The sequence below is a fragment of the Paramagnetospirillum marisnigri genome (assembly GCF_001650715.1).
In the GTDB taxonomy this organism is placed as follows: Bacteria; Pseudomonadota; Alphaproteobacteria; order Rhodospirillales; family Magnetospirillaceae; genus Phaeospirillum; species Phaeospirillum marisnigri.
On sequence record NZ_LWQT01000075.1, the window covers coordinates 1 to 12,600 of the forward strand.

General features: G+C 61.8%; 13 protein-coding genes. 8 read left to right on the plus strand and 5 right to left on the minus strand.

All coding sequences use genetic code 11. The features are described from left to right. The 4 genes from A6A04_RS14240 to A6A04_RS22415 form a co-directional block, all read right to left on the minus strand. The coding region (locus A6A04_RS14240; RefSeq protein WP_068492287.1) for a transposase at positions 1–197 on the minus strand (197 nt) is incomplete at its 3' end. 65 nt (positions 198–262) lie between these two features. Then, positions 263–2,245 carry a ligand-binding sensor domain-containing protein gene (locus tag A6A04_RS14245; protein WP_068493995.1) on the minus strand — a complete coding sequence of 661 codons (1,983 nt, stop codon included), beginning with the start codon at positions 2,243–2,245 and terminating at the stop codon, positions 263–265. Positions 2,246–2,357: 112 nt separating this feature from the next. Then, complete coding sequence (locus A6A04_RS14250; RefSeq protein WP_068493997.1) at positions 2,358–2,720, minus strand: DUF4189 domain-containing protein; 363 nt, start codon at positions 2,718–2,720, stop codon at positions 2,358–2,360. Positions 2,721–2,992: 272 nt separating this feature from the next. Then, on the minus strand, positions 2,993–3,160 hold the full coding sequence (locus A6A04_RS22415) for a hypothetical protein (RefSeq protein ID WP_156612620.1): 168 nt from the start codon (positions 3,158–3,160) through the stop codon (positions 2,993–2,995). 87 nt (positions 3,161–3,247) lie between these two features. Between A6A04_RS22415 and A6A04_RS14255 the strand changes: the two genes are divergently transcribed. The 7 genes from A6A04_RS14255 (at position 3,248) to A6A04_RS14285 (ending at position 10,859) form a co-directional block, all read left to right on the plus strand. Continuing rightward, complete coding sequence (locus tag A6A04_RS14255) at positions 3,248–5,077, plus strand: cache domain-containing protein (RefSeq protein ID WP_068493999.1); 1,830 nt, start codon at positions 3,248–3,250, stop codon at positions 5,075–5,077. Positions 5,078–5,090: 13 nt separating this feature from the next. Further along, positions 5,091–6,557 carry a mechanosensitive ion channel family protein gene (locus A6A04_RS14260; protein ID WP_068494000.1) on the plus strand — a complete coding sequence of 489 codons (1,467 nt, stop codon included), beginning with the start codon at positions 5,091–5,093 and terminating at the stop codon, positions 6,555–6,557. Positions 6,558–6,584: 27 nt separating this feature from the next. Continuing rightward, entirely contained in the window at positions 6,585–7,769 is a 1,185-nt protein-coding gene (locus A6A04_RS14265) for a cupin domain-containing protein (protein WP_068494002.1), read from the plus strand. 18 nt (positions 7,770–7,787) lie between these two features. Then, a complete protein-coding gene (locus A6A04_RS14270; RefSeq protein WP_068494004.1) occupies positions 7,788–8,018 on the plus strand; it encodes a hypothetical protein in 231 nt (76 codons plus the stop codon). Between the two features lie 97 nt (positions 8,019–8,115). Continuing rightward, positions 8,116–8,688, plus strand: a complete 573-nt coding sequence (locus A6A04_RS14275; protein WP_068494006.1) for a TIGR00645 family protein — start codon at positions 8,116–8,118, stop codon at positions 8,686–8,688. Between the two features lie 108 nt (positions 8,689–8,796). Then, positions 8,797–9,618, plus strand: a complete 822-nt coding sequence (locus A6A04_RS14280) for an ion transporter (protein ID WP_068494008.1) — start codon at positions 8,797–8,799, stop codon at positions 9,616–9,618. A gap of 164 nt (positions 9,619–9,782) precedes the next feature. Further along, positions 9,783–10,859 (plus strand): serine hydrolase domain-containing protein, encoded by a 1,077-nt coding sequence (locus A6A04_RS14285; protein ID WP_245651216.1) that lies wholly within the window; start codon positions 9,783–9,785, stop codon positions 10,857–10,859. Between the two features lie 137 nt (positions 10,860–10,996). Here A6A04_RS14285 and A6A04_RS14290 read toward each other — a convergent pair whose 3' ends face one another. Next, positions 10,997–11,221 carry a helix-turn-helix transcriptional regulator gene (locus tag A6A04_RS14290; RefSeq protein WP_068494012.1) on the minus strand — a complete coding sequence of 75 codons (225 nt, stop codon included), beginning with the start codon at positions 11,219–11,221 and terminating at the stop codon, positions 10,997–10,999. Positions 11,222–11,354: 133 nt separating this feature from the next. Between A6A04_RS14290 and A6A04_RS14295 the strand changes: the two genes are divergently transcribed. Continuing rightward, positions 11,355–12,542 (plus strand): DUF3644 domain-containing protein, encoded by a 1,188-nt coding sequence (locus tag A6A04_RS14295; RefSeq protein WP_156612621.1) that lies wholly within the window; start codon positions 11,355–11,357, stop codon positions 12,540–12,542. Positions 12,543–12,600 lie beyond the last annotated feature (58 nt).

The window sequence follows — 12,600 nt, forward strand, 5'->3', positions numbered from 1 at the left end:
TCGCGCTCAAGCTCCTTGAGCCGCTTGGCCTGTGAGACCTTCATCCCACCGTATTCCTGGCGCCAGCGGTAGTACGTCACCTCCGTTACCGCCAAAGCCTTGGCGACGTCGGCCACCTTCCGGCCTTGCGCCAGAAGCACGTCTGCTTCACGCAGCTTGCCGATGATCTCTTCGGCGGTGTGTCTCTTTTTCGGCATGGAATGCCCCCTTCATGGTCGGTTGAATTATTACATTCAACCTGGAGCCATTCACGGGGGGAGGGTCAGCTCCAAAGGGGAAGGCCGCCGGGGCGCACCAGCGTCATGCCGCCAAAGCCGCCCAGCGCCAGGGTCTTGTCGGCCATCTTGACGGCTGCCCCGGCCCAGAAGGTGGAAATATGGGAGCCTTCCGCCGGACCCAGAACCCGCACCGCCAGGGTATCGGGATCGATGAGGCACAGTCCCTTGCCGGTTCCGGCGACGATTTTCCCGTCTTCACCTTCGATCACCGACAAGACGGTGTCGCTGGGCAGGCCGCCGGCGGTGTTGAGGCGGCGGAATCTCGGCTTACCGTCGAAACTGGGGTCCAAAATGCCGATGCCATTGGCAGTGGCCAGCCACAGGCGGCCTGATCTGTCCTCGGTGATATCGATGATAATGTCGCTGGGCAGGCTTTGGGGATCGTCGGGATCGTGCAGGATGCGGCGGAAGCGCCCCTGCTCGGCATCCTCCATCAGGTTGAGGCCGCGTTGGGTTCCCACCCACAGGCGCCCGGCGCGGTCCCGGAACAGGGCCTGGACGCTGGTGTCACTGAGGCTGGTGAGGTTGTCCCGGTCAAAGCGGTAAAGGCGCTGCGGGAGGCCGTCCAGCCCGATGCGGGCCAGCCCCATGGAGCCGCCTGCCCACAGAATCCGGCCCTCGTGATGCAGGACCAGGATGTTGGACCCTTTCAGCGGGGCGTAGGGGGTCGCCTCTCCCTTGGTGGTGTCGACCCGGAAAAGCCCCCCGGTCTGCCCCGCCCAGACGATATCCTTGGAAGTCTCGGCCACGGCCTGCACCACGTCTTCCGGCAGGCCGCCGGGTCCCGGCCTGGGGGAGACGGTGCGGATCACGTTGCTGACCGGATCGAGCAGCGCCAGTCCCGCCGCGCGAAACCCCAGCCAGAGTCGCCCCCCGGAAGCGGTGGCCACGCTGCGGATGTCGGGTCCTGGCAAACCGTCCGGCTGGCTGGGGACGATGCTGGTAACCCGGCCATTGCCGGGAATGTGGTAGTGCAGGCCACGCAGGGAGCTGACCCAGATGATGCCCGAGCGATCCTTGATCATTTCCGTGACGGAATTGTCGCCCAGGCTGAACTTGACCCTCTGATCATGTCGGAAGGTGCGGGTGCTGCCCTTTCCGACCCGCAGTGTCTTGATGCCGCCTCCGTATTCCCCGATCCAGAGCAGCCCGGGCCGGGGCTCCGAGAACGAGGTGACGCGGTGGCCGGAGGCCGAGATGGCCCGCTCGGCCACGGCAGTACGGGCAAGGGCATCGATGCGGCCGATCCGGCCCCGTCTGGTACCGAACCAAAGGGTGTCCGCGCCATCCTCGAACAGGGCGCTGACCACCTCGCCCTCCATCTCTGGCGGCATGGCTACCGGCTGGAACGCGCCTTGGTCGCCGGGACGCATCATCAAGCCCTTGGCCGACCCGGCCCAGACCCGGCCAGCCCGGTCAACCAGGATTCCGGCGACCTCGGAAGCCAGGACGCCGCCTTCATGGCTCCAGGAGTTTCCGGCGATGTCCAGATGCGCCAGTCCCTGGCCGCTGGCCACCCAGATACCGCCCTTGCGGTCGGAGGCCATGCCCAGGATTCGGCCGAAGCCGCCGCCCTGCTCGCGATAGACGGCAAAGCCCTGAATCGCTTCGTCATAGCGGGCGATGATGCCCGAAACCGTCCCCAGCCACAGCCGCCCGCGTTCATCCACGGTCAGGCGGGTCACGATGTTCTCGGGCAGGGAAGCGGGGTCGTTGTCGTCGTGGCGGAATACCGTCATGCGGTAGCCGTCCCAGCGGGCGAGACCGCCCGGGGTCGCGGCCCAGATATAGCCCTGGCCGTCCTGGGCGACTGCCAGGCCAACGGGATAGGGCAGTCCTTCGGCGGGTGTCAGATGGCGAAAGATCGGCGGCGCGACATCATCCCACGCCGACGGTGGCGGGTCGGCCAAGGCGGTTCCGCCGAAAAGCCAGAGGTATCCCAGCAGCGACAGCCAGATTGCGCGCATACCCTGCCTCCCCGCGAACCCGTCCCGATGGTATTCGGCCGCGGTTCCTGGCGTCCGGATTCTCAGGAGAAAAGGGGGCCGCCGGTCGAGAGCGGCCCCCTTCGATCTAGAGCTACTTGTCGCAGTCAGAGACCGCGATCTTGCAACCCGCGCCGCAGGCTTCCAGGGCCTTGGCCTTGGCGATGCTCTCGCTGGCGCCCCAGCCGATTCCGGAATAGTCCTTGGACGCGGCATAGGCACCACAGGTGTCGTAGCGAACCGCAATCTTGCAGTTGGCGTTGCCGCTCTTCTTGCATTCAGCCAAAGCGATGGCGCCGGCTTCCTCGCGGGTGGCGGCGCTTCCGATGCCGTAACCGACATCGGCGGCCTTGCCGCCCTGCTCGTCATCGACGGCGATGGCGCCGGCGGCGAACGAATTGTCGGCCGCGGCCAGCATGCCCAGTGCCAGAACAAAGGCCAGGATGGTCTTCTTCATCGTGATTTCCTCGGAAAAAGAATGCGGGATATTCGTCCGACATGTCTCGAGATGGTCGGTTCATCTCGCCCTTTTCGCTCTCGACACCTAAATGTGACGCTGAACGAAAATGAAAAGGCAAGGAACATAAACACGTCGCATCGTCCCTGGGCAACGGCCGTACCCCAGGAACAGAGGGGTATGTGTACCACTGTACACATGTGACAGGTTGCGTGTTGACGATGACTGCCCGCCTCAATGATAAGTTCCGCACGGTTAGAGATTGAGGGAAACTACCTAAGGTCGTCCAGCGCATCGAGCACACGTCGCCAGTAATCCGCGCCATCAATATCTCCGGCTTCGATACACTTATCGATTTCAGACTTAATGATGTCGTCGACCTTGTCTTCGTGTTTGACGATCATTCGCCATGCGCGGCACCATATTTCGTTTTCGCCCATGATCAATAGCCTGACTATTTTCAAAGCACACACATAGTAGTGACGAACACTTCGTCTGTCCATGCGCAAGCGATAGGGGATACGGGAATGACTGCAGCGTCCAGTGGCGAGAAGAAGCCGAAGGCCAGTGCCGGTACCAGTCGGCTGGTGATAGTCTTGGCGGTTGCGGCGGTGGCCGCCGTGGTTTCGGCGTTCTACTCCATCAACGAATACGCCAACGGCACCGGCGCCATTGTCTCCAGCGCCGATAAGAATGCCGGCCGGTTCGAAATGGTGTTCCGCGACTTCATCCAGGCCCGCATGCGGGCCATGAGCATCGCCGCCGATACCATGCTGCAGAGCCGTATCAACATGGAGGCCTTCGCCAAGGACGACCGTGCGGGACTGGTTTCGCGCATCGATCCCTTCTTTACCGAAATTCTCAGCAAGGATCACGGCGTCACCAATCTGGCCTTCTGGAAGGCACCGGCGACGCTGTATTACCGGGCTGGCGATTCCAAGAATTTCGGCCAGGACCTGAGCGGTTTCCGCAAGACCGTGGTGGCCGCCAACGAGCGGCGCCAGCGCGTCCTGGCCATCGAGACCGGCATGGGCGGTCTCATCGCCATCCGCGCCGTGGTTCCGATCTTTTTCGAGGACAAGCATGTGGGTGCGCTGGATTTCGGCACCAGCTTCGCCATTCCGCTGGAGCGGGCCATGGCGACCAGCGGCCTGCAATGGGCCGTGGGCCTGCAAAAGGAAGTGTCGGCGCGGGTGGAACGTCCGGCCGATGCCAAGGTCGATGCCTGGAAGGGCAATGACGTCTTCTATCTCTATTCCGACCAGGCCACGGGCGAAGCCGTCCGCGCCGCCGAGTTCGACCCGCGCGGCAAGGGCTATACCCTGACGCAGGTGGGCGACAAGACCGTCTTCATCAAAAGCTTCCCGGTGGTGAACTTCTCGGGTGTGCCGACCATCGTGGTCGCCACGGTCCTCGATGTCAGCGATGCCTTCGCCGCCGTGCTGAAGTCCGTGGCCATCAAGACCGCCATCCTGTTCCTGGCCATCACCATTCTCGGCAGCTTCGGCATCATCAAGTTCGGGGACATGAAGTCCGGCCTGCTGGGTGCCATGGGCCGCCAGAAGCGTGAACTGGACGAGCGGGCCGCCGCCTGCGACGCCGCCGTGGCCAAGCTGAAGGATGTCGACCTGATCAAGCGCGGCTTCTTCACCAATCTGGTGGCCGCGGTCAGCGAACCGCTGCAAGCGGTTGCCGGTCAGCTTCAGTCCGTGGGGCCTGCCATCGAGACCGTGGTCAACGGCCAGCCCCCCGAGCCCGCCACCCGTGACATGATCCGCGAACGCTTTGCCTTCGCCGTGGCCGAGACCTCGCGGCTGAGCCGCCTGGTGGCCGATTACCAGCAGCTCGAGATGTTCCGCCAGAAGCTGGTCAAGGCCGACAACCCGCTGCTGTCGCTGTCCGAAGTGGTCGGTCGTACCATCAACGAGGATATGGCCGGGTATCGCCGTTTGCCGCAGCTCAGCATCACCGCCGCCGTGCCGGCCGACCTGCCGGTTACCCGGGCCGATCCCGACATGCTGCGCCGGGCCATTTCCGGTCTGGTGGGCTATGCCGCCCAGCGCGCCGGCCAGGGCAAGATCGCCCTGACCGGTCGGGTGGACGAGGCAGGCTGGCTGGAAGTGAAGCTCAGCGGCTCGGCCTATGCCGCCGCCGGTGCACCCGACGACGCCTTGCTCGACGAGTCCCGCCAGTTCATCTCGCGGCTGGGAACCTCGGCCATGGCAAACGCCAATGGCGCGCCCCTGGTCGGTGTCGTCCTGTCTCGCATCATCATCGAATATTTCGGTGGCAGCCTCGAGGCGTCGGCCAACGCCAAGGATCCTGGCTTCTTGTTCCGTCTGCCGGTCGCGGCATAGGGGGGCGCGTATCATGACCGATTATTGGGGAAAATACGGGCGCTATACCACCATAGCCGGGGTGCTCGGGCTGCTGCTGCTGCTCGACGACCTGTTCGCCCGTCCGCTGGCCTTCGTGTCGGGAATGCCGCAGGCATCCCTGGTCCAGTACCTGACGGCCGCCTTCCTGTTCATCGTGACGCTGCTGGCGGCTCGCTTTGTCCGGCAAGACATCATTCATGGCTGGCTGGAGCAGCGTTCAGGGAAGGAACTCCCCAAGCTGGCGGGTGACCTGACCGGCGTGCTGGTCATCTTCATCGGTATCTGCGTCATCCTGTCGGTGGTGTTCAAGCGCGACATCACCGCCCTGGTGGCTACCGGCGGCGCCTCCATGATGGTTGTCGGCCTGGCGTTGCGCGACATGCTGTTGGCCGCCTTCACCGGCGTGCTGCTCAACGTGGAAAAGCCGTTGAAGGTCGGCGACATGGTCCGGATCAACGACAAGTGGCAGGGCAAGGTCGATAAGATCACCTGGCGCGCCACCTATCTGATGACGCCCAACCAGGAAACCCTGGTGATCCCCAACCTCACCTTGTCCAACGCCATCATCCAGAACATGGCGATCCCCGACGCAAGGTCGCGGCGGGCGCTGGAACTGGTGATCGATTACGACACTTCGGTGGAAAGCGCCGAGCGTATCTTGTACGCCGCAACCTTGGGTGCGGGCGGGGTCAGCCATATCGTTCCGCCCACGGTCTTCGCCCGCAAGATGGAGCGTGACGGCGTCATCTACGAGGTGGGCTTCACCATCACCAATTACGCCGACGGCAAGAAGGCGGAGCACGCGGTGATCAAGAACATCCTGCAGTGCATGCGCGATGCCGGCATCACCGTCTCGTTCCCAAAATCGGAGATCATCCAGGCGCCGCGGCGGGTCCGGATCGCCGACCGGTCCATGGACACGTTCCGTCTGGTGCAGCAGTGCCGCGTCTTCCGCTCGCTGCCCGAGGAGGTGTGCAAGCGCATCACCGGCCTGATCATCGACCGGTATTACGCGGCGGGCGCCACCATCGTCAACGCGGGCGAACGGCGCCACTCGCTGTTCATCATCGGTGAGGGCATGGCCAAGCGCACCCTGACCGACCGCGACGGCGCCAAGCTGGTCGAAGAACGCTTCATCTCCACCGAGGCGTTCGGCCGCCGCTCGCTGTTCGCCTGCCAGCCCCAGGCCGCCAAGGTGGTGGCCGAGACCGCCGTGCTGGCCTTTGAGCTGGACCGTCGCGCTCTGGCTCGCATGCTGGAAGACGATCCCGCCGTCATCGACGTCCTCGCCCATTCTCTGGCACTGCTGGCCTGGCGCGATTCCAAGGACGGCGCGTCCGGGCGCGAGCCCGAGCCGGCAGCGATCACCCGCCTTGCCAATGTCCATCGCGGGCAGATCGAAGCAGCCTATCGCAGTGTGGAGCCGACTGCCCCGGCGGCCCAAGAGGTCACCGCGTGATCCGGGAAATCCCTAGGAAATTCAGCCATGACTGATCAGAGCATGACCTTCGCCGATGTCCTGGCCCCTGTCGGCGTCGATTCCTTCATCCGTGACTATTTCGAAAAGAAGCCGCTGATTCTGCATCGCGAGGACAGGACCTATTTCGACAGGCTTCTGACCCTCGACGACATTGATCGGCACCTGAACTTTGTCGGGCACAAGTTCCCGGACATCGCCGTGGCCAATGCCCTGGAAGAGATCCCCACCTCCGAATACGTGGTGGGGGGAGACCGAATCGACAAGAATCGCGTCTATCAGCTGTTCGACCAGGGCGCGACCATCGTGATGCGCAAGATGCACACTTTCGTCCCCGCCCTGGCGCGGCTGGTGCGGTCGGCGGAAAAGCAGTTCTCCTGCGAGTTCCAGTGCAACGTCTACTTTACCCCGCCCGGCGCCAAGCAGGGCTTCAAGATCCACTACGATACCCACGACATCTTTGCCCTCCAGGTGATCGGAGCCAAGACCTGGCGGATTTACGGCACGCCGGTGGAAATGCCGCTGGTCGGCCAGGATTACGACCGCAGCGTCATGCAGCCCGGCGAGCGCACCCAGGAATTCGATCTGAAGTCCGGGGACATGTACTATTTTCCCCGTGGCTTGGTTCACGATTGCGTCACGCCGGACGAGCCGTCGGTGCACATCACCTTGGGGATGCTGTCGCATACCTGGACGGAACTGTTTGTCGAGGCGCTGATGGGCGTCTGCCAGGAGGATGCGGAGTTCCGCCGCTATCTGCCGATCGGAGCCATGGGGCCTGACGCCGATCCCGCCACCATGGAAGCCAGCTTCCGCGCCCTGGTGGAGCGCTTCGCCGAGAAGGTAAAGCTGGCTCCCGCCCTCGAACGCTTCCGCGACGGATTCATCACCAGCCGTCAGCCCGATACTTTGGGCCGCTCCGCCGACTATCAGCGGCTGGGCCAGTTGACGGCCAGTTCGTCGGTTGGGCCGCGCGCCGATCTGATCTACCGGCTGCAAGACAACGGCGACACCGTGTCGCTGCATGTGAACACCGCTGAAATCAAGCTTCCGGCCGCCGCCGCGTCGGCTTTGAAGTTCACCCTGGAAAGCCCGCGGTTTTCCATCGGTGACGTTCCCGGCCTCGCCGACGACTCCAGCAAGCTTACGCTGGTTCGGCGGTTGGTCCGGGAAGGCCTGCTGACCATCCACTAACCAAAGGAGAAGCTCCCGATGACCAAGAAGACTGAGACCGTGACCACCCTGAGCGATGACGACATGATCACCAGCCGTCACCTGACTCGCCGTTCGCTGCTGGGCTCGACCCGTGTCGCGGCCGGTTTTGGCCTGGCGGCCCTGCTGTTCGGCACCCTGGGCAGCCGTTCGGCCCAGGCCGCCAGCGACCGGGAAAATACTTACGACACCGACAGCGGCGACCGTCGTCCGACCACGGACAACGACTAAGCCAAAGCCGGGGGGGGGGGCGACAAGGGACGGGGGCGGTGCCCCCGACCCTTGCCGTCGCTCCGCTGATCGCCCGCATCAGAGTCAAGGACCGAGAATGTCGCAGCACCCTCATAATACTCACGGCGGCCATCCCGACGCGTTTTCCAAGGGAATAGCCAGCCTGATCTTTTTCAGCCGCTGGCTGCAGGCGCCACTCTATATCGGCCTGATCGTCGCGCAGGGCTATTACGTCTATCGCTTCTTTCTGGAGATCGCGGAGATATTCTCGCATCCCGCCATGGATGAGAGCGCGGCGGTCCTGCTGATTCTGGGGCTGATCGACGTGGTGATGATTTCCAACCTGCTGGTCATGGTCACCATCGGCGGCTACGAGACCTTCGTGTCGCGCCTGCGGGTCGACAATCATCCAGACTGCCCGGAATGGCTGAGCCACGTCAACGCCAACACCATGAAGACCAAGCTGGCCATGGCGCTGATCGGAATTTCATCGATCCATCTGCTGAAGTCATTCGTCAACGCCGACCATCACCTGGATGAGAGAGCCATTCTCTGGCAATGCGTGATCCACGTCCTGTTCGTGGTCTCGGCGGTGATGCTGGCCGTCATCAACCGCATCATGGATGGTCCGCCCGCGTCGCATGCCGCCTCTGCCAACGGCCATCACTAAGCCGGTGGAAATAGCGGGGGTTAGACAAGATACGCTTCATCCCATACGCCGATCATCCAAGGCGGTTCCAGGAGGGGGCGATCCGGCAGTTAAGCTTAGGGGGTCGTAATGGAATATATTAAGAAGCTCGTGGAAAACTCTGTATTTCAGTGGTTTATCATCGGCGTAATCATGATAAATGCGGGTGTTCTTGGTCTGATGACCATGGATATGCCGCCAGATGACATGCACATGCTCGAAGTCATCGACCATGTGTGCTTGGCTATATTCAGCTTTGAAATTGCCATGAAGCTCGTGGTCTATCGCCTGAAGTTCTTCAAGGATGGATGGAACGTCTTTGACCTGCTGGTGGTCGGCATCGCCCTTGCTCCGGCTACCGGCGAGCTTTCGGTGCTTCGTGCCCTGCGCGTACTCCGGTTGATGCGATTGGCCTCGGCCATTCCGTCCATGCGTCGGGTGATCAACGGCATGTTCGCCGCCATTCCCGGCGGCGGTTCGGTGGCCGCGGTGCTGTTCGTCATGTATTATGTGGCAGCCATCATGGGCACTAATTTCTTCGGGAAAACAGTCCCGGCCCATTTCGGCGATCTTGGGACGACGTTCTTCACCCTGTTCAAGATGATGACGCTGGAAGGCTGGCCTGACATCGCCAAGGATGTTCTTGAATTCCATCCGCGTGCCTGGATATTCTTCGTCGTCTTCATTATTTTCACCACGTTCACCACCTTGAACCTGCTGTTCGGCATCATCGTCGACGCCATGGAGCAGGCCAAGGAATCCGATGCCCGTTCCAAGATGGCGGAGCAAGGGATCGAGATGAGCGAGGAGTCCAACGAGATGCGGCTGGCCATCATCGAGGATGACGTCAAGCACATCCGGGTGTTGCTGACCGAGATAGCCGCCGCCGGGAAAAAGTCCGGGCAGCAATAGACAAGGGGCCGAGGAGGCTGGTCGGCGCCGGGGCGATAGTCGTCATTCGTCCCCGCGTCCCCAGTCTCCACCTCCCCGCCCCGCCATTGGTTCAATGACAAGGACCAAGCATGTCGCAGCACCCTCATGGTCTCGCCCTTCGTTTGCGTAGTATGGTCGTCGCAGTGTCCGCGCTCCTGTCAGCCCCTGCTCCGGCGCTGGCCGACCCCGTCCCTACCGCCGCCTTTCAGGCCATACTGGACCGCTACTTGGAAAGGGAGGACCTGGCCGGCGGCGTGCTGCTCGTCTCCTCGCCCCAGCAGCGGATCGTGGTCGCATCCGGCGTGGCCAACCGTCGTACCGGCGCGGCCGTGACGCCGGACAGCCGGTTCTACGCGGCATCGGTCGGCAAGATGAGTGTGGCTACGGCGGCGCTGCAATTGGTGGAGGACGGGAAGCTGTCGCTGGATGCCTCCGTCGCGTCGCTGGCGGGCGGCATTCCCAATATCGGGAAGCTGGCCAATGCCCGCGCCGCCCGGGTGGAAAATCTTCTCAACCACAGTTCCGGCATTCCCGAGTACCTGACCGAAGACTTTCTCGACTTCCACCACGCCAAGGCCTCGACGCTGACGCCTGCGGTGGCGATGCCCTTCGCCTTCGACGAGCCGGCCACGGGTCGCGTCGGAAAGGCCTACGAGTACTGCAACAGCAATTATGTGCTGCTGGGCGAGATTATCGGCACTGCGGACGGCACCTCGTTCGAGGCCTCATTGCAAAGGCGGGTGCTGGACCGCGCGGGAATGGGCGATACCACGGTCGGCGCCCGCAATTTCACCGATGCGCGGCTGGCTCACGGCTATGCGGATATCGAAGATTCCGGCAAGGAGCAGGATGTCAGCCGCTACGTCTGGAGCAGTCCGCTCGGCGACGGACCGCTGGTGACCACGGCGGCCGATCTGGAGAAGTTCCTGTTCGCGCTGTTCCGGGACGGCAAACTGCTTAAGCCCGCCACCCTGGCCCGCATGACGGAGGCCTCCGCGCTGGAGGACGGCTATGGCATGGGGGTCCAGCGTGACAGTGATCGATGGGGACCCTGGTTCGGCCATACCGGCCTCGAGGATGGGTTCGAGGCTGAAGTCCGCTACTATCCCGAGAGCCAAACGGCCTTCGTCTTCCTGACCAACGGGAACTCCACCTCCGACACGTCCATCCTGGACAAGGCGGCCGCCACGCTGTTTCAGTCCCGGAAGTCTTCTCGATGAAATGCCCAGACGCCCTCCGCGAGCGTCCTTAATAGTGTCCGTTGTAGCCACAATGGACACTATTTCAAATATGATTGCTGGGTTGCTCCACAAAGATGGGGCGGGCGGTTGTGCACACCGCCCGCCCCATTGCCCCGTCAATAGGAAGTCTCGTGAGAGGGTGTATCGCGTTCGGCGATACACTCGCTCACCCACACATCCACCTCCGACATCACCCACGCGACCCGATCCGGCCCGAGGTTTACCCGCTTGGGGAATTTCCCCGCCGCTTCGAGCCGCCCAATGTGCTGGGGCGTGTACGGGATGCCGCAGACGCTCTTCAGCTCCTTCTTCGACACGAGCCGCTTTTCATACTGGAACAATGGATTTCTCCCTTTCGGGAGGCATCGCGATGCCTCGGTGAAAAAGCCGCACCGGTAGGCCCTCACACGGCATGCCCGCAATGGCCGAAAGTCGAGGCCAGACCAAACGACCTATTGGGTTTGAAATCTCTTCGTGGCCGAATTACCATCGCCAAATATCAACGATTCGGAACTATTGACTATGGTAGTTCGGAAAAAGGATGGCTCACTGACCGCAGATGAGAAGCCGGTGGTTAAGGCGCTCCTCAATCGAGGAATGCGCAACCAGGATATCCAGGCCCTGCTAAACGTCGGTCGGAAGGCCACGGTGAACAGCGCCCGGATCACTGAGGTCAAAAAGTCGGATCAGATTGCCCCGGCCCCTGACGATGCGGTTGAGCATTTTATTGCCCGTAAGAGGGCGTTTGACCCCAAGACCGGCCTGAACGCCTTTGAGGATGAAAGGCTCGTGCGGGCGCGGGAAGCGATGATGGTTGCCGTCCAGGTGTTCAACAGCCCCACTGTGATCTTCAAGACGGAAGTGTTCGCCATCCTCGCCAATGTGGCTTGGACATACCTGCTGCACGAACACTACCTCCGTACAATCGGAACCATCATTGGCGATGACGGAAAGACATGGCCTTTGAGTTTCATGCTAAAGCGTGATGATTGCCCACTCACCAAGGGTATGAAACGCAACCTAAATGCGCTTAAAGACATCCGCGACACCGTTGAACACAATATCTTGGGCAAGGCCGATGATAAATGGCTATCGCTCTTTCAAGCCTGCTGCCTAAATTTTGATAGAAAAATCAGGGAACTCTTCGGCAATGCCCTTTCGCTGCAAGGCGAGTTGGCTTTTGCGCTTCAATTCTCAAAGTTGAATTTGGAGCAAGTCGCTGAATTACAACGTCACGACATCCCCGAGCATATCGAGGCGCTTGATGCCCGTTTGCGGGAAGGCATGACCGAGGAGGAACTGACCGACTTGGATTATCAATTTCGGGTGATTTATACGCTTGATAACGCCTCAAAAAGCCAATCGCATTTTCAGTTCATCCAACCGGATTCAGCCGAGGGTAAGGAAATAACTAATATCTTAGTAAAATTCCGTCCCGCCGACGAAACTCACCCCTACAAGCACAAGGCGGTTTGGGAGGAAGTTTCAAGGAGATCGGGGCGGAACTTCAATTCCCGCCATCATAATCAGGCGTGGCGTTTGCACGGTATCAGGCCGCGCCCTGGCGACGCCGCGCCCGAAAAGACCAACAAGAAATACTGCGTCTATCACCCGGCTCACAAGGACTACACCTGGGCACCTCCGGAAACCTCTTCATTCTGACGGTTTGAGAGTTGTTCCGGGCGTGAATTGCGGTTGATCGGCGTTTCCGGGTCTGTTT